The sequence below is a fragment of the Hyphomonas sp. UBA4505 genome (genome assembly GCF_002388685.1).
GTDB lineage: Bacteria > Pseudomonadota > Alphaproteobacteria > Caulobacterales > Hyphomonadaceae > Hyphomonas.
Window position 1 is genome coordinate 219,794 of the sequence record NZ_DGMZ01000003.1, and the last position, 16,749, is coordinate 236,542.

The window sequence follows — 16,749 nt, forward strand, 5'->3', positions numbered from 1 at the left end:
TCTCATCCTTAGCAGCGGATTTGTGCAGGGAACGCGATGATCGGCGATAATTTCACAGGTGCTGAAATGCTCGCCTTTACTTTTTATCGATAATCGGCAATATCGTTTTACAGAAAGACACGACTCCCAGACCGTGTGCATGGAGACCGTTCATACATGAAGACCTTTTTCCTTTCCATGGCAGGCGCTCTTGCCGCCATGTTCATTTTCATCTTCCTGATGTTTTCTTTTCTTATGTTGCTCATTGTTGGGGCATCAAGCTCAAAACCTGAGCGCCCGGACGCAGTTGTCCTGTCCCTCGACCTGAACTCGGAAATTTCCGACCAAGCGCCAACAGGCGGTTTTGCTGCCTTGTCCGGTACGCCCGGTTTCATCGATCTGCTGACCAAGTTGAAAGCGGCCGAAACCGATGACCATGTAAAAGGTCTGTTCATCCGAGGTGCATTCATCGGGACTGGCAGCGCACGCGCCGAAGAGTTGCGCCAGGCGATCCAGAGTTTCCGCGATCAGGGCAAGTTCGTCATCGCCCACTCACAGGGCACCCTGGGCGTCAGCGGTCCGTCGGCCTATTGGTCGATCTCCGCAGCCGATGAAATCTGGATGCAACCGGGTTCCGACCTGGTCGTCCCTGGGCTGACGTTCGAAACGGAGTTCTTCAAGGGGCTGTTCGACAAGATCGGCGTGACACCTGAAATCTATCCGTTCTACGAATACAAGAACGCCCCGAACTCCTACAACAAGACCGAGTATACCGAGCCGCACAAGCTTGCGCTGGCCACTCTGGCTGAGTCGGTCTGGACCGTCGCCTTGGGCGACATCGCAGCAGACCGCGCACTGAATGCTGCCAATGTCCGAACGGCTCTTGAGAGCGGACCAATCCCAGCGGAGAAAGCCATCGAACTGAAGCTGCTGGATAAGACAGGCTATCCGGAACAAGCCTCCGAAGCCGCCCTGGAAAGAGCAGGCGATGATGCTGAACTCGTCGACCTTGCCTATTATGCAGCACCCGCCCCGAGCTTGCGGGCACCACAAATCGCCATCGTTGGTGGTGAAGGCGCTGTTGTCACAGGCGGCGGAGATGGCAACTCGCCCTTCTCTTCCCCGCCCGGTTTTGCTTCGGACAATATCGCCCGCGCCATCCTCGACGCTGGCAAGAATGAAAAGATCAAAGCCATCGTCTTCCGTGTCGACAGCCCAGGGGGATCCCCCGTCGCAGCGGACCAGATCTGGAATGCCATTGAGCGGGTTCAGGCTGATGGGAAGCCTGTGATCGTATCAATGGGCTCGCTTGCTGCTTCCGGCGGATACTATGTGTCCGCAGGGGCCGACTACATCATTGCCAATCGTGCAACCATCACCGGCTCGATCGGCATTTATGGTGGCAAGTTCGCAATCGAGGGCGGACTGAACAAACTAGGAATCACATTTGACCGCGTGAGTGTCGGAGGTGAGTTTGCGGATGCCTACGGAGCTGACACGTTCACCGAAACTCAGGAAGCCGCCGTCAAGGACATGCTGAAACGCGGCTATGATCGGTTCCTCGGCATCGTCGCCGACGGTCGTGGCATGACGTATGATGAAGTGCACGAAGTTGCCCGTGGCCGAATTTGGAGCGGCGAAGATGCGCTTGAAGTGGGCCTGGTTGATGAGTTGGGCACGTTCATCGACGCCATCGAAAAAGCCAAAGTGCTCGCTGACATCGAAGCTGACGTCACACCGCGCCTCGTCTATTACCCTCATCGTCCGACAGGGCTTGAAGCCCTTGAAAGCCTGTTCGGCGTGTCGGCTGAAGGTGCCGAAGCCGCGATCATGTTGAACCGCCTTGCCGACGACAAGAACGTTCAGTCCTTGCTAGAGCAGCTCGCCGCAGCAGAAGCGGTAAACTCCGGTCAGACGCAGGCTGTTATGCCGCGCTTCCGCGAGAGGTAACGCGACGACCATTCAAAACGAATAAGGCCCTTCGGAAACGGAGGGCCTTTTTCGTGGCCAGCTAATCAGGAAGACTCAGCCCTGTCTGCACCGCCATTTTCACGAAACTTTCGGGCGGCGGCGCAGAGAATAATTTTCTTGTTCCATCCGGAAGCCCAATCTCGAGCGACTGCGCATGCAGCATCAGACGCTCCGCTGACTGCGCGCCTGTTCCGTACAAGTGGTCGCCAAGGATCGGACATCCCGCGCCCAGCAAGTGTGCACGGATCTGGTGCATCCGGCCCGTTTCAGGTTTCAATTCGAATAGCGCGTAATCGCCGTGGCGAGCCCGGATGCGCCAGCCCGTCAGCGCCTTTTGAGCACCCTTTCGCTCAGCTTTAGCAATCAGCATGCGAGGACGCCCCCCCTCCTCGACCTTCACCAAAGGCTGGTCAAACACCCCTTCGACATCAACGGGCAGTTTCCCAGATACAATGGCCAGATACGTTTTCATGGCTTGGCGAGCGGCAAACTCTTCAGAAAGAAATGCAGCAGCCGGCTTGGTTCGCGCAACAATGACCACGCCCGAAGTTCCCCGATCAAGACGGTGCACGAGCCGCGGCTTCTTCCCATTCGATTTGGCAAACGCGATGAGCAGGTCATCAAGTGATCGGGAGATGCCGCCCCCGCCCTGAACTGCCAGACCCGATGGCTTGTCGAACACAATTACCTGACTGTCCTCGAATATGACGAGGCTCTCAGCATATGCTCGATCTTCAACGCTGATATTGGGGAGCGACCGGTTCTTCATGGGCTATCGACGATTTCGATCCCTGATTTCTGCAACAAACCTCATGCGTTCCATCACGGCTCGTTCGCGCCCATGGCCTTTTGGTTCATAGAAAACTGGCCGGGGCATTTCATCCGGGAAGTAATTCTGTCCGGAGACACCCTCTTCCGTATCATGATCATAAATATAGCCATCGCCATATCCCTGATCCTTCATCATGCTAGTCGGCGCATTCAAAATGGCCTTGGGTGGCATGAGGCTTCCGGTCTCTCTGGCGGCGGCGCGCGCCTTCTTCAGCGCCATATAGGCTGCATTAGACTTCGGCGCTGTGGCGAGATGCACGACGCAATGCGCCAAGGGGATCAATCCCTCCGGCTCACCCAGACGCTCGAATGCACGCGCCGCCTCACCAGCCACCATCATGGCAGTCGGATCAGCAAGTCCGATATCCTCGCTGGCCATCACGACCAGACGGCGCGCAAGGAAACGCGGATCTTCGCCACCTTCCAGCATGCGTGCAAACCAGTACATCGCGGCATCTGGATCTGATCCGCGCACAGATTTGTGAAGCGCAGAGATAAGATTGTAGTGTCCCTCGCCGGACTTGTCATAGGCCGGCGCACGCTTCTGAAGCGCGGCCGACATTGCCGCGACCGTCAGCGGCTCGCCCTTACCGGCAAAAGTATAGACTTGTTCCACGAGGTTCAGCAGGTATCGCCCGTCGCCATCGGCCATATCGATTAGCGCGTCGCGCGCTGCAGGCTCCACCGGAAGCCTCTGCTCCTCCATGGCCTCGGCGCGATCAATCAAGAGACTGAGACCTTTCTCGTCCAGGCGTTTGAGCACCATGACCTGACAGCGCGACAGAAGCGCACCATTGATTTCAAAGCTCGGATTCTCGGTGGTCGCCCCGACCAATGTCACGACGCCCCCTTCGACAAAAGGTAGGAAGCCGTCCTGCTGGGCTTTGTTGAACCTGTGAATTTCGTCAACGAACAGCAAGGTTCCCTTCCCGGTCGAACGCCGTGCTTCCGCGCGCTCAAAGGCGGCCCGCAGATCTTTCACGCCGGAAAAAATGGCGCTGATTGCCTCGAATTCCAAATCAGTTTCGCTGGCGAGCAACCGCGCAATGGTCGTCTTGCCGACGCCAGGTGGCCCCCAGAATATGATGGACGATAACCGGCCAGCTTCCAGCATGCGCCGCAAGGGTCCGTCAGGCCCAAGCAGGTGATCCTGCCCGACCACGTTGGACAAGGTTCGCGGACGCAATCTGTCAGCCAGCGGCTGAGGCGTACCTTCCGAAAGGCCCGAAGCAGAGAATAGGTCGTTCATGAGCCCGTTCTAGGCGCGATTGCAGAGCGTGATAAGGTGCCAAGTGGAGGAGACACAAAATGACACTCGAGATCACACCATCCGGGCAGGCATGCGGCGCTGAGATTCGCGGCGTTGACCTGTCTGCGCCGCTGCCCGCCGAGATCGTTGCAGGTATTCGCGCGGCGTGGCTTGAACATCAGGTTCTCTCCTTTCCGGACCAATCAATGAGCGACGAGGACCTGGAGCGCTTCACATTATATTTTGGTCCCTTTGGAGAGGACCCATTCATTGCATCGATCCCCGGTCATCAGCACATAATCGCGGTTCAGCGCGCGGCCGACGAAACGGCACCGATCTTCGCAGAAAGCTGGCACACTGATTGGAGCTTTCAGGCCGCTCCTCCAAGCGGCACCTGTTTGTTCGGTATTACCATTCCGCCGCGGGGTGGCGACACGCTATTCGCCAATCAATATCTGGCGCTGGAGCAGATGCCCACGGAACTGCGTGAAAGGCTGGACTGCAAGAAAGCCATTCATTCCGCCAAGAACGCTTACGCCCCAGACGGCATGTATGGAGAGGCAGACAAAGCGAGCGGGCGCAGCATGACCATCATTGCATCCACTGAAGCCCAAGCGACTCAAATGCACGATATTATTAGAGTGCATCCTGAAACAGGTCGCGAGAGCGTCTTTGGCACGGCGGGCTATATTACAGGGTTCGAGGGCATGGCGCCCGACGAAGGTTGGGAATTGCTCGCTGAACTGTATCGCTGGCAAACCCGACCGGAATTTCAGTATCGGCATGTCTGGCAGGAAAACATGCTGGTGATGTGGGACAATCGCTGCCTGTTGCATATGGCAACCGGGGGCTATCCAGGACATGCGCGTCTGTTGCACCGCACAACAATTGGCGCGGCCTGATAGCTAGCCCACTGCCGGTTTCGCACGTACTGTGAAAAGAAAAACCGGGAGGAAAGCATGGCCGATACAGAGTATGAGGCGGAAGGCACAATTCCAGATCCCTGGAGCCTGCCGCTCGAAACCTTTGATGTCTCAAAGGCAGAGATATTCCTGAACAATAAGCAGGGGGAGTATTTCCGGCGACTGCGCAAGGAAGCGCCAGTCCATTATTGCCCGGAAAGCTCTGTCGGCGCGTATTGGTCCGTCACGAAGTATCATGACATCATCGCGGTCGATTCAAATCACAAGACGTTTTCGTCTGAACCCAGCATCGTGATTGGCGATCCGAGCGATAATTTCCAGCCGCCCATGTTTATCGCTATGGACCCGCCAATTCATGACATCCAGCGCAAGGTAGCCCAGCCAGCTGTCGCACCGACCCAGCTCTCAGAACTCGAAGACCTGATCCGCCAACGTGTGTGCACGATCCTGGATAGCCTTCCTGTTGGCAAGGAATTCGACTGGGTAGAAAAAGTGTCAATCGAACTGACCACCCAAATGCTGGCGACATTGTTCGACTTTCCCTTCGAGGACCGCCACAAGCTGCCATTCTGGTCGGATGTCGCCACAACAAGCGATGCGGTCGGCATTGTCGGCACCGACATGGAGTGGCGCATGAAGCATTTGAATGAATGCGTAGCCTATTTCACCGAGCTCTGGCGCGAACGGGCGGCACAGCCGCGCAAATTCGATTTCATATCGCTGCTCGCCCATAGCGAAGACACAAAGAACATGGTCGACAATCCGATTGAGCTGCTCGGCAATTTGATGTTGCTCATCGTCGGTGGAAACGACACGACCCGGAATTCCATTTCTGGCGGCGTCTATTTCCTGAACCAGTTTCCTGACGAGTACGACAAGCTTCGAGCCGATCCGTCCTTGATCCCGAATATGGTTTCGGAAATCATCCGGTACCAGACGCCGTTGGCACACATGCGACGCATTGCAACCGAAGACACCGAACTTGGCGGCCAGAAGATACGCAAGGGCGACAAGGTCGTCATGTGGTATGCGTCAGGCAATCGCGATGAAGATGTCATTAATGATCCCGATGATTTCCGCATCGACCGAGACAATGCGCGGCGACACCTGTCTTTTGGTTTCGGCATCCATCGCTGCATGGGGAATCGAGTTGCGGAGATGCAATTGCGCATTCTGTGGGAAGAAATCATGAACCGGTTCGAGCGGGTCGAAGTAACGGGCGAACCCACGCGGGTCCTCTCCAATTTTGTGCTCGGCTATGAGAAACTTCCGGTTATTCTTCACGCGAGAAAAGACAGCTAAACGCTCAGGTTTTGGCCGGAATGCCCTACAAACATGCCTTGCGCCCCGGAGTTCAAATACCGTCGGTACGGGTAATCGACTCGTGGCGCAATTCATGCATTAAGATCGGCAAAGGCGCAGAATGCGTGGGTTTCCAAGGGTATATTTGTCATGTTTTCAAATACGAAAAACGGACCGGTTCTGGTTCTGGAACTGAATGAGCTCTGCCCTCCCATCATCGATCGCATGATGGATGAGGGCGAGCTTCCGAACTTCCGCAAGCTCCACAAGAGTTCAGACGTCTATGTTACCCATACCGACGACCCGACTTTGGAGCCTTGGGTACAATGGCCTACTTTCCACACGGGGCAGACGGAACACGTACACGGCGCTACAGAACTCGACGAAGGGCACCTGATCAAGACGCCCCGCATCTGGGACGCGCTGGCAGAAGACGGCATCGACAGCATCGTTTTCGGGTCGATGAATGCCGACACGGCCCACAAGGACACAGTGTTCCTCGTTCCTGACCCCTGGTCTGCGGGCGTGCGCCCAAGCGATCCGGCCTATGAAGCCTTTCACAAATTCATCAGCTTCCATGTGGCTGAACACACCAATCCGAATGCCAAACCCACCCGTGCTGACGCGCTCAATTTTGTAAAATTCATGCTGGGCCACGGCCTTTCACTCCAGACGATCACGAAGGCGATGAACCAGATCGCTGGTGAGAAGACATCTTCCGCCGACCGCAAATGGCGACGCGCGCTCGTGCTCGATCTGCTGATGTGGGACGTGTTTGCAAACACATGGTCGAAGCGCCGACCGCAATTCGCGACATATTTCGCCAATTCCACCGCCTATCTCCAGCACCGGTATTGGCGGCATATGCAACCGGACGTCTACCAGGTGAAACCTTCTGACGAGGAAATGCTCAATTACGGCAACGCGATCGAGGATTCGTATCGTCACATGGATGCGATTATCGGCAAGGCGTTCGACATGGTCGGGCCGACTGGCCGGATCGTCCTAGCCACTGCGCTCAGCCAGGAAGCAAACACACGCTACGAACATATTGGTGGGAAATTTGTCTATCGCCCCCACAATTTCAAAGACCTGTTTGCTTGGGCGGGTGGCCCGCAACCGGTCAGCTTCGAACCGGTCATGACCCATCAGGCTTGGGCAACGTTCGCCTCCGAGGAAGAGGCAGCTGAAGCAGAAGCAACGCTCGACGCCCTACAGTCGAATGGCAAAACGATCATGGAATGGCGGCGAGCAGCCAACCGGATCATGTTCTGGTCTGGGCTGATTTCAAAGACTGACCCAGGTTTCGAGATAACCAACGCCAAAACCGGTGAGCGTAAAGCCTTTGACGAACTCTTCATGCTGGTTGGTCAGGTCAACAATTCCCAGCACAGCCGCAATGGGGCTTTCTGGGTGCAAACCGCCGATGGAAGCGCCATCCGTCATGCCGACAGGCTACCGCTTGAGGATGCCTATGGCATCATGATGGACATGTTCGAGGGGTCCGCGAGCGCTGCATCGCAAGTTGCCGCGGAATAGCCAGGCCGCCTAGAGCCGGACCGTTCCTCGCACCACACGACCATTCCGTTCGATCTCAATATCCCAGCTGCTCGCATCCTTTGCGAGCGCAGATTTGAGCTCGTCTACGGTCTTTGTTTGCGCACCATTCACCGAGCGGACGATATCCCCTGGTCGGAAGAAATTCCGGGCAATCGAACGCCGCATCACTGAATGCACATAGATTCCGGATCCCTTCTGGAACGGGTCGAGCCCGTTCTCCTCGGCGAGCCGGGGAGACAGCTCTACAACTCGCGCACCCGAAAAAGCCGTTCGTCCATCTAGAAGTACAATATCCGCTTCGCGAGCGCCGGGTGGCGGCTCGACCGTGACTCCGATGTTCTGCGTCTTCCCCCCCCGCAGCACGGTCAGTATCGCTTCGTCGCCGGGGCTACGAACAGCGGCCAGAAACTTCAGGCCCTTTTCGTCAAACACTTCCCGCCCATCGATGGCGGTCACGAGATCGCCTCGACGCAGACCGGAATTGTCCGCTGGGCCATCATCGTAAACTTCCGTCACCATGACTCCGACAGGGCGATCCAGTCCTTGCGCCTTGGCGATGTCGTAGCTGACAGACTGCGCGGCGAGCCCCAGCCATGGACGGACGAAAGTGCCCTCATTCATGCCGGCGTCGACAACGCGCTTCACCATCTCAGCCGGGATGGCAAAACCGATACCATTGGACCCACCGGATCGGGAGAAGATTGCAGTGTTCACACCGACCAACTCCCCCTTCGTGTTCACAAGCGCCCCGCCGGAATTGCCAGGGTTCACCGCAGCATCCGTCTGAAGGAAGAAGGCGTAGTCGGAGATGCCCACATCCGTGCGGGCCGTTGCTGAGATGATGCCGCTGGTCACCGTTTGACCAACCCCGAATGGGTTGCCGATCGCCAGCACAAGGTCGCCGACTTGGGCTGCCCGGGTATCCGCGTATGGTAGAGTGGGCAGCACAGCGCCTTCAGTGTCGATTTTGAGGACAGCCAGATCTGTCCGCTCGTCCGCAAGCACAAGTTCGGCCGGATACTCCCGGCGATCACTCAAGACGACCCGAAACGTGTCCGCACCATCTATGACGTGATTGTTGGTTACGATCACACCATCTGAACCCACGATCACGCCGGATCCCAACGAATTCTGACGGCGCTGTTTCGGGATCGCATCACCGAAGAACAATTGTTCCATGGGTGAGACCCGGTTGGCGACCATGCGCTCGGTGAAAACGTTCACCACAGCGGGCGAAGCTTCCCTGACCAGCGGCGCAAAGCTGAGATCAATCTCGGTTTGCGATTGGGGTAACCGTTGGGCGTGTGCAAAAAGTGGCAAGACCGCCACGACAAGCAGAGCCAGAACCGAAAGCCCGGCAATCGCCAGGAACTTCGAAACGTGTTTTGTCATGCGAATTGTATGGACCATGAGTATGGCTCTATTGCGGCGCGAAGCGGGACGCAATTCCTTCAATCATGACAAATCAGTGAGTTTTTTCAGGGGGTTGGGTCTGTGTCGTCTCTCGCAGCGAGCGCCGCAAGATTGGCTTCATGACTTTCCCGGCTGATTCGATAGAAGCTGATGCACAGGATCATGAGCATCCAGATCACGAGCAACGAGGCTGCATACCCCCATCCGAGTTTATTCAGCGAAGTCTCGGCTACTTCCCCAGGCTGCATACCGGGACGCAGATCTGCCATCGACAACACGACCGCCGCAGTCAGTATCCCCGCACCTTGCGACAGCTTCCGAATGAAGCTGATACCTGCGAAGAATATCCCTTCCGAACGACGCCCCGTGGACAGTTCGCTTTCCTCGACAATGTCAGCAACCATCGCCGCCATGAGCATTTGCGTTGCAATGATCAGCGCCAGATCGAAAACTGTGATGAACAGTACGAGATAGTAAAGCGTATCGGAGCCATTCGGCGGCATGAAGCCAAGCAAGCGCGCGAGAACTGGCGCGGGTGCGATGGTGAATGCCAGAAGGCCGATAATGATTGAGCCGCGCTTCTTGCCCAGCGTCTTGCCAATGATGGGCGCGACCACCAACGCGATCGCTGCTGACACGAACACTCCAGCAGTAAGCCCGGCAATCTGATCAGTATCGAATTCCCAAAAGAAGCCGTTAATGTATTGGTTCAAGGCTGCAGAGATGCCGCTGGCGAACAAGCCAAATAGTGTCGCTAGAAACAATGCACGGAAAGACGGGTTTGAAACCGTTTCGAAGATTTCTCCGAATACCTTGCCCACACTGAGTTGGCGCGCAGCTGGCGCCGCCTTCAAATACGGAATGTATTTGTGTGTGCCGGCGGCACAAATCGCGATTGCGCCGACAATCGTGAGCGCTGCCCACAATCCATACGTATGCCAACCGTCGAGATTGAAGAATCCCATCTTCACGGTTTCAGTTGGCCGCAACAACATCGTCAGCAAGGCGACCTGTATCGCCAGTCCCCCGACCCACGCAAAGAAGTAGCGAAAGGACATGAGGCTGGTTCGTGCGTCATAATCCTGCGTCAGCTCCGCGGCGAGCGCGAGACTCGGCACTTCATAGAAGGTGAAACACAGCCTCACCGTGATCGTTATGACAACGAGCCATAAAAACAGTCCGTGACTATCCAAGCCTGCTGGTGGATTCCATGCGAGAAAATAAGCAACGCCCAGTGGAAGCATAGCGGCATACATGAACGGATGCCGCCGGCCGAACCGGGTGCGCACATTGTCAGACCAATAGCCGACGACGGGGTCCGATACGGCATCGACCACAAGCGCCAGGAACAATGCGCCAGCCACAAGAGAGGCTGAGATACCGAGTACCTGACTGTAGTAAAGCAACAGGAAGTACTCGAATCCGTTATTCTTCACGCCGCTGGCCGCACCGCCAATTCCATAGGCGATGCGGGTCAGCAGGCTTGGCTTACGCGCAACCGATAAGGACGCCGCCATGTCTGTCAAAGACCAAGAACCATCTTCGCCATGATGTTGCGCTGGATCTCATTCGAACCAGCGTAGATGGAGGCTTTCCGGTAATTGAAGTAGCTCGGCGCGACCGGCACCGCATATTGCGGCATCGGCAGGTCGGCATTCTTTCCAGCGCGGGCCACGGCAAAACTGTCCTGAATGAACGGAGCGGCATAAGAGCCCGTGGCTTCGAGAACAAGCTCGGTGATCGCTTGCTGAGTATGGGAGCCTTCGCACTTCAACATGGAGCTTTCCGGCCCAACCGCCTGCCCGGCCGAGAGTGCGGAGAAAATCCGCTGCTCGGTCGCGTCCAGACTATCGATCTTGATTTCCATGTTCGCCAGCTTGCGAGAGAAATCGTGATCCCGGATCAACGCCTCACCATCTGACTGTTCCACGCTCGCAATCTTGCGGGCCTTGCGCAACATGTTGCGCAGTCCGGGCGCATAAGCATTGCCCCGTTCGAACTGGAGCAGGTACTTGGCATAAGTCCAGCCCATATTCTCTTCGCCCACAAGGGCGTCGGCGACAGGCACGCGAACATCCTCGAAGAAGACCTGGTTGATTTCCTGCTGGCCTTCCAGCGGACCGTCCAGCGTCGGCAGCGCGGATATTGTGATCCCCGGCAGGGTCATTGGGAACACAATAAAGCTGATCCCTTCCTGCGTCTTGCCTTCCTTGGACGTGCGCACAAGGCAGAAGATCATGTCTGCCCATTGGGCATGCGTGGTCCAGATCTTGGAACCATTCAGCACATAATCGTCGTCATCCCTTACGGCGCTCATCTGCAACGAGGCGAGGTCGGAACCAGCGCCCGGCTCGGAATAGCCCTGACACCACCACACATCGGAACGCAGGATTGGAGGCAGGTATTTTTCCTTCTGCTCCTCGGAACCAAACTCCATCAAGACCGGCGCGACCATGGAAATGCCCATCGGACTGACGGTAGGTGTACCAGCAGCCGAAAGCTCCATGTTCAGGATGTATCGCTCAGACCCTGACAGGCCGGGACCGCCATACTTTTCGGGCCAGTTCGGCGCGACCCAGCCTTTTTCGTATAGTCGTTTCTGCCACTCGACCTGGCCCTCCTTGTCGAGATAGCCATTCTTGGACATGGCCTTTTTCGCGCGGAGTTCAGGCGTATAGGCTTCCGCAATCCAGTCCCTGACTTCTTGCTGAAATTCAAGGTCTTCCTTGGTAAACGAGAGATCCATAACCGCCCCGAACTAGTCTATGCTGTCAAAGTAGGAAATTTCCGGCGCGCCCGCGAGGCAAGCACCGAGCCCCGGCCCGGCAGCTTTGAAATACTCGGTCTGGCCGTGCGACTCCAAGTCAGCCTGACTCGCATACTGCTCCATGAAAATGTAGGTGTTAGCCTCTTTCTTGGATTTGTAGAGTTGGTAGGTCAGGCAACCAGGCTCGTTGGCCTTCACTTTTGCCATCAAATCCTTGGCCACCTGTTCGAACTGTTCGTTCTTGCCGTCCTGAATCGTCAATTTCGCGATCACACCAATCATGTCTGCTTCCTCCTATATGTTTACACTATCCATAGGAGGTTCGGGGCTGACGGCAAGATTAACGTAAGGGAGGGGATTATCTGCACATTCATCACGCTTTCAGCGGACTTGCGTCATCTCATCGTAAAAATGGAATGCTTTTTGCTCTCTAACGGACAACAAATACTTCGGGGACCCAAATGTTTGGCGATGTAATGGAACGAAACGCAGGTCGACTTGTCAGGGAAGCGCCCGCACAAACTGTGCTGGCGGTCATCCCAACGCTGAATGAAGAACGGCATATCGAAGCATGTATTCGGTCGCTGATGGACGGCGATGAACGCCTGAAGCATGTCCCCCTGACCGTAGCAGACGGCGGCAGCACTGACCAAACGGTGGCGATTGTGGAGAGCCTGAAGGGTGAGTTTCCGAATTTGCGCGTGCTTCACAATCCGAAACGCCTTCAGTCGGCTGCGCTGAACCTTGCGGCCAACCAGCATTCCAGCGAGGAGACACAATTCCTGATCCGCTGCGACGCCCACTCCATCTATCCCAAAAACTTCATCATTGACGTGGCTGACGCGCTCGAGACCACGCACGCAGCCTCGGTCGTTGTCCCGATGGACGCAGTGGGGGAAACCTGTTTCGAACGCGCGAATGCCTGGGTTGTAGATACGCCTTTGGGGTCGGGCGGCTCGGCTCATCGGGGTGGTCGCAAATCAGCCTATGTCGACCACGGGCACCATGCCGGTTTCGATCTCGCCGTGTTCAAGATGATTGGCGGATACGATGAGACCTTTTCCCACAATGAGGACGCAGAGTACGACAAGCGAGTGGTTCAGGCGGGTGGCAGGATATTCCTCGACGCCGATATTCGCATTCAGTATGTGCCGCGCGGCAGCGTAAAGGCGCTCGCTCGGCAATACTTCAATTACGGTAAGGGCCGCGCCCGCACGGCCCGGAAACACCGCCACACCCTTAAAATGCGTCAGGCCATCCCGATACTTGCCTTGCTGGCCAGTGTTTTCGGTCTCGTAGTATCGCCACTATTCTGGCCAGCACTGATCTTGCCACTCGGCTATGTCGGCGTGCTGGGGGCTGCCTCAATCGCTGTGGCAGTCTGGAAGCGCTCGACATGTGGTCTGTTTGCGGGTCTCGCATCGGGAACCATGCATATGAGCTGGGCGGCAGGTTTCTTGCGAGAGACTTTCCTCCCCAAAAGCGACAAACGCGCCCTACCTTTGGTTTTCCGGCAAAAAACACTATAAACGAGTCATTAATAGCAGAGCATCCATGCCCAAGCTGACGCAACAGATTCAGAAGTCGTTTATCGCGAGATTGGCTCAATTGACCCGCTCGACGACGTCTCTGCGTGCGCGCATGCGGCAAGGCTTCAATGCACCCGCAGACCAGGTTGAGACACCCGTTCGGCAAGAGCCGGTCGCGGTCGCGCCGCGTATTAGTCACGCTCCGGATGGCGAATGCATCTACGCGATCGGAGACATTCATGGGCGTTGCGACCTTTTGGAGCGTCTTGTAGAGCAAATCGAACAGGATTCCGAAACCTTGCCAGCGGGGACAAAGCGGACTCTGATATTTCTGGGTGACTATATTGATCGCGGTTTGCAATCGCGCGACGTGATCGACTTCCTGATCGGTGATCGTCTCAAGGAATTCCGAACCATTTTCCTGATGGGCAATCATGAAGAAGCATTGCTGCGGTTCCTGAGCGATGCTGGTTTCGGCAAACAATGGGTCCGCTACGGCGGCGGCGAAACCCTTTATTCGTATGGTTTCCAACCGCCAAATACCCGCTCCAGTCTAACCTCCCACGAAGCCATGACAGCAGCCCAGAAGGCCTGGGAAAAAGTCTGGACGGGCTTTCGGGAGAGGCTGCCCGACGAACACTTGAATTTCTACAACTCCCTTCAATCGTACCATGTTGCTGGAGACTATCTGTTTGTACATGCGGGAATGCGCCCTGACGTGCCCCTTGAACAGCAATCGGCACGGGACCTTCTATGGATCCGGGATGAATTCCTGGATGATACGAAAGAATTCGAACATATCGTGGTCCACGGACACACACCTGCAGAAGGTGTGTTCCGCGACAATCGTCGCATCGGTCTCGATACGGGCGCCTTTATTAGTGGCCGCCTGTCAGCAGCGAAACTTTTTAAGACCGATGTCAGCTTTCTGGAAACGAGTCCTGTTTAGGGATCAATTTGCAAAGCGGCGTTTGCCGCCAACAACGGAGAATATGGGGACATGATGACTCTTCGCTCAATCTGCTCAGCCTTGGTGGCTGGCGCTTTTCTGATTGTGTCTGCCTGTCAGGCTGGCACAGCAATTCAGAGATCAGACGCACCTGAGACCAGTCACGAGCAACGTACGGCTCCGGCCTATATCCTTGGCAATGGAGACCGGCTGCGTGTCACCGTGTTTGGACACCCGGACCTTTCCGGTGAATTTGATGTGGATGGCTCCGGAGCGATCTCGTTGCCCCTGGTTGGCCAGGTCGAAGCAATCGGTCTGACAACTCCAGAACTGGAAACCAAAATCGTTGAAACGCTTGACGGGGATTATATCCTGAATCCCCGCGTCAGCGCCGAAGTTATCAACTACCGCCCTTACTATATTCTCGGCGAAGTCGGCTCTCCGGGAGAGTACCCCTACAATTCCGGTCTGACGGTGCTGAATGCCGTCGCTGCGGCAGGTGGTTTTACATACCGAGCCAACAAGAAAGTTGTATTCGTCAAAGGCGCTGACGCCACATCCGAAGAGACTTACACGCTGGATACCAATACGGCCGTTAAACCTGGAGATACGATCCGTATCGGGGAGCGCATCTTCTAGGCACCACAAAGACGCGAATCAACGAAAAGGCGGCCCTGAAACAGGGCCGCCTTTTTCATTCCAGACTGTGCCGCCTTGGCACGCGACTGTCCAAAAATCGATCACCGCTGACGCACGAGGCAAAAATTGCCTCGAACATGCCATTTTTGTGTACAGATTGCTCGATTATTTGCGCTTTACTTTCCCCTGTGGCGCGAAATTTGTCTCCAACCGTTAATTATTTTCATATTTCGCGGTACAGAGATTGCAAACCTCCCTGAAAGAAATAAACATCCAACGGCTCTTGCGAGTTAACCGCTCGTTAAGGTCCGCACTGGGTGAGGCAGTAAACCCGGCGCAGATGAGTAGATTCTAGGGGACGTAAAATGGGTTTGAGACTTTCAAAAGAGTCACGTGAAGTGGAGATGGCTACGTACGCATCGCTTCGCCACAGCTCCGATACTTCGGGTGCGGAACAGATTGCAAAACGCGTCTTCGACGTTGTGGTGGCATCTTGCATTCTGCTCTTCACTGCTCCCCTGATTTTGACAATTGCCATCTTTATCCGTCTGCAAGATGGCGGCCCCGCCGTTTTCAAGCAAATGCGCCTCGGCAAAGACGGTGAACAGTTTGCTTGTTACAAGCTTCGCTCGATGGTGACCGATGCAGGAGATCGCCTGCAACAGCTGCTGGCAACAGATCCGGATGCACGTCGCGAATGGGCCGAAACGCAAAAACTGACCAATGACCCCCGTATCACGGCACTCGGCCAGTTCATCCGCAAAAGCTCGATCGACGAACTCCCACAACTGGTCAACGTCATCCGGGGCGACATGTCGCTGGTTGGGCCGCGTCCGATCGTCGAAAATGAAATCACGAAATATGGCGACCAGTACAAACACTATTGCGCGGTACGCCCTGGCCTGACTGGCCTTTGGCAGGTCCGTGGCCGCAGCGACACATCCTACGAGACCCGCGTCGCAATGGATGTTGAATACGCGCGCACCAGAACCTTTCTGACCGATGTGAAAATTCTTCTGCTTACCGTGCCGGCCGTGGTGAATTCCAAGGGTGCCCGCTAACCCTGACGCGATAGGTGCCGAGGTTGGAAAACCCGGTTCAAACAGTCATGGCAATTTACCCCCCGGCCGCTGCCCAGTCTCGTGAGACTAGAATGATGTGGCAAGCAAACCGGTTCCGATTTACTATAGGCCAGCATTCATGCTTGAGCCGGATCAAGACAGTTTAGTTGAGAGCGTACCATCATGGCCGATATCGTAGTCGGGACAACAGAAGCCGAGACATTGACGCTCGCAGGTGATTATCTGGTCGAGGACAATTCCAACGCTTCGGGCGGACAGACCATCAAGTCGACGGGCACTGGCACCGCGACAGGTGCCTTCACCGGCGAAGACGGCACCTACGAATTTGCCGTCAACTTCTTCAACGAGAATGACGGCGCGTCAGAGTTCGCAGTCTACGTCAACGGCGTCGAGGTCGAGACATGGACCGGCGCAGGTGGCTCCAGTGGATGGGTGATCGACACACACGCCTTCCAGCTCGACCTCAACACGGGCGACGTGATCACGATCGAGGGCTCCAAGAATGCCGGTGAATATGCACGTATAGACACCATAACCGTAACCGATGCGTCCTTG

The 16,749-nt window shown here is 56.0% G+C and carries 15 protein-coding genes; 9 read left to right on the forward strand and 6 right to left on the reverse strand.

Annotated features, from left to right (window positions below):
* The first annotated feature begins 156 nt into the window (after window positions 1-156).
* Complete coding sequence (gene sppA, locus B3527_RS02710; RefSeq protein ID WP_290479591.1) at window positions 157-1,929, forward strand: signal peptide peptidase SppA; 1,773 nt, start codon at window positions 157-159, stop codon at window positions 1,927-1,929.
* Between the two features lie 61 nt (window positions 1,930-1,990).
* Here sppA and B3527_RS02715 read toward each other — a convergent pair whose 3' ends face one another.
* On the reverse strand, window positions 1,991-2,719 hold the full coding sequence (locus tag B3527_RS02715) for an RluA family pseudouridine synthase (RefSeq protein WP_206990683.1): 729 nt from the start codon (window positions 2,717-2,719) through the stop codon (window positions 1,991-1,993).
* Between the two features lie 3 nt (window positions 2,720-2,722).
* Entirely contained in the window at window positions 2,723-4,030 is a 1,308-nt protein-coding gene (locus tag B3527_RS02720; protein WP_290479592.1) for a replication-associated recombination protein A, read from the reverse strand.
* 59 nt (window positions 4,031-4,089) lie between these two features.
* Here B3527_RS02720 and B3527_RS02725 point away from each other — a divergent pair, with 59 nt between their 5' ends.
* The 3 genes from B3527_RS02725 (at window position 4,090) to B3527_RS02735 (ending at window position 7,794) form a co-directional block, all read left to right on the forward strand.
* The gene (locus B3527_RS02725; protein ID WP_290479593.1) at window positions 4,090-4,932 is read left to right on the forward strand and encodes a TauD/TfdA dioxygenase family protein; all 843 of its coding nucleotides are present in this window, start codon (window positions 4,090-4,092) and stop codon (window positions 4,930-4,932) included.
* Between the two features lie 57 nt (window positions 4,933-4,989).
* Complete coding sequence (locus B3527_RS02730) at window positions 4,990-6,255, forward strand: cytochrome P450 (RefSeq protein ID WP_290479594.1); 1,266 nt, start codon at window positions 4,990-4,992, stop codon at window positions 6,253-6,255.
* Between the two features lie 150 nt (window positions 6,256-6,405).
* Window positions 6,406-7,794, forward strand: a complete 1,389-nt coding sequence (locus tag B3527_RS02735; RefSeq protein ID WP_290479595.1) for an alkaline phosphatase family protein — start codon at window positions 6,406-6,408, stop codon at window positions 7,792-7,794.
* 9 nt (window positions 7,795-7,803) lie between these two features.
* Here the strand turns inward: B3527_RS02735 and B3527_RS02740 are convergent, their stop codons facing one another.
* From B3527_RS02740 to B3527_RS02755, 4 genes are all read right to left on the reverse strand, one after another.
* Window positions 7,804-9,225 carry a Do family serine endopeptidase gene (locus tag B3527_RS02740; RefSeq protein ID WP_233347789.1) on the reverse strand — a complete coding sequence of 474 codons (1,422 nt, stop codon included), beginning with the start codon at window positions 9,223-9,225 and terminating at the stop codon, window positions 7,804-7,806.
* Window positions 9,226-9,293: 68 nt separating this feature from the next.
* Complete coding sequence (locus tag B3527_RS02745) at window positions 9,294-10,745, reverse strand: MFS transporter (protein ID WP_290479596.1); 1,452 nt, start codon at window positions 10,743-10,745, stop codon at window positions 9,294-9,296.
* Between the two features lie 5 nt (window positions 10,746-10,750).
* A complete protein-coding gene (locus B3527_RS02750; protein ID WP_290479597.1) occupies window positions 10,751-11,974 on the reverse strand; it encodes an acyl-CoA dehydrogenase family protein in 1,224 nt (407 codons plus the stop codon).
* A 12-nt stretch (window positions 11,975-11,986) separates the two neighbouring features.
* Window positions 11,987-12,277, reverse strand: coding sequence for a putative quinol monooxygenase (locus B3527_RS02755; RefSeq protein WP_206990690.1), 291 nt, complete (start codon window positions 12,275-12,277; stop codon window positions 11,987-11,989).
* 179 nt (window positions 12,278-12,456) lie between these two features.
* On the opposite strand from B3527_RS02755, the gene B3527_RS02760 reads away from it, so the two are divergent.
* The 5 genes from B3527_RS02760 to B3527_RS02780 all read left to right on the forward strand — a co-directional run.
* On the forward strand, window positions 12,457-13,524 hold the full coding sequence (locus B3527_RS02760) for a glycosyltransferase family 2 protein (protein WP_242517319.1): 1,068 nt from the start codon (window positions 12,457-12,459) through the stop codon (window positions 13,522-13,524).
* Window positions 13,525-13,549: 25 nt separating this feature from the next.
* Complete coding sequence (locus tag B3527_RS02765) at window positions 13,550-14,473, forward strand: metallophosphoesterase family protein (RefSeq protein ID WP_206990691.1); 924 nt, start codon at window positions 13,550-13,552, stop codon at window positions 14,471-14,473.
* 51 nt (window positions 14,474-14,524) lie between these two features.
* Complete coding sequence (locus tag B3527_RS02770; protein ID WP_206990692.1) at window positions 14,525-15,112, forward strand: polysaccharide biosynthesis/export family protein; 588 nt, start codon at window positions 14,525-14,527, stop codon at window positions 15,110-15,112.
* Window positions 15,113-15,516: 404 nt separating this feature from the next.
* On the forward strand, window positions 15,517-16,173 hold the full coding sequence (locus B3527_RS02775) for a sugar transferase (protein WP_290481927.1): 657 nt from the start codon (window positions 15,517-15,519) through the stop codon (window positions 16,171-16,173).
* 183 nt (window positions 16,174-16,356) lie between these two features.
* The coding region (locus B3527_RS02780; protein WP_290479599.1) for a hypothetical protein at window positions 16,357-16,749 on the forward strand (393 nt) is incomplete at its 3' end.

What these genes read in the sequence shown, in the direction of transcription:
- sppA (WP_290479591.1), top strand. Translation starts at nt 157, where the DNA reads ATGAAGACCTTTTTCCTTTCCATGGCAGGCGCTCTTGCCGCCATGTTC.
- B3527_RS02715 (WP_206990683.1), bottom strand. Translation starts at nt 2,719, where the DNA reads ATGAAGAACCGGTCGCTCCCCAATATCAGCGTTGAAGATCGAGCATAT.
- B3527_RS02720 (WP_290479592.1), bottom strand. Translation starts at nt 4,030, where the DNA reads ATGAACGACCTATTCTCTGCTTCGGGCCTTTCGGAAGGTACGCCTCAG.
- B3527_RS02725 (WP_290479593.1), top strand. Translation starts at nt 4,090, where the DNA reads ATGACACTCGAGATCACACCATCCGGGCAGGCATGCGGCGCTGAGATT.
- B3527_RS02730 (WP_290479594.1), top strand. Translation starts at nt 4,990, where the DNA reads ATGGCCGATACAGAGTATGAGGCGGAAGGCACAATTCCAGATCCCTGG.
- B3527_RS02735 (WP_290479595.1), top strand. Translation starts at nt 6,406, where the DNA reads ATGTTTTCAAATACGAAAAACGGACCGGTTCTGGTTCTGGAACTGAAT.
- B3527_RS02740 (WP_233347789.1), bottom strand. Translation starts at nt 9,225, where the DNA reads ATGGTCCATACAATTCGCATGACAAAACACGTTTCGAAGTTCCTGGCG.
- B3527_RS02745 (WP_290479596.1), bottom strand. Translation starts at nt 10,745, where the DNA reads ATGGCGGCGTCCTTATCGGTTGCGCGTAAGCCAAGCCTGCTGACCCGC.
- B3527_RS02750 (WP_290479597.1), bottom strand. Translation starts at nt 11,974, where the DNA reads ATGGATCTCTCGTTTACCAAGGAAGACCTTGAATTTCAGCAAGAAGTC.
- B3527_RS02755 (WP_206990690.1), bottom strand. Translation starts at nt 12,277, where the DNA reads ATGATTGGTGTGATCGCGAAATTGACGATTCAGGACGGCAAGAACGAA.
- B3527_RS02760 (WP_242517319.1), top strand. Translation starts at nt 12,457, where the DNA reads ATGTTTGGCGATGTAATGGAACGAAACGCAGGTCGACTTGTCAGGGAA.
- B3527_RS02765 (WP_206990691.1), top strand. Translation starts at nt 13,550, where the DNA reads ATGCCCAAGCTGACGCAACAGATTCAGAAGTCGTTTATCGCGAGATTG.
- B3527_RS02770 (WP_206990692.1), top strand. Translation starts at nt 14,525, where the DNA reads ATGATGACTCTTCGCTCAATCTGCTCAGCCTTGGTGGCTGGCGCTTTT.
- B3527_RS02775 (WP_290481927.1), top strand. Translation starts at nt 15,517, where the DNA reads ATGGCTACGTACGCATCGCTTCGCCACAGCTCCGATACTTCGGGTGCG.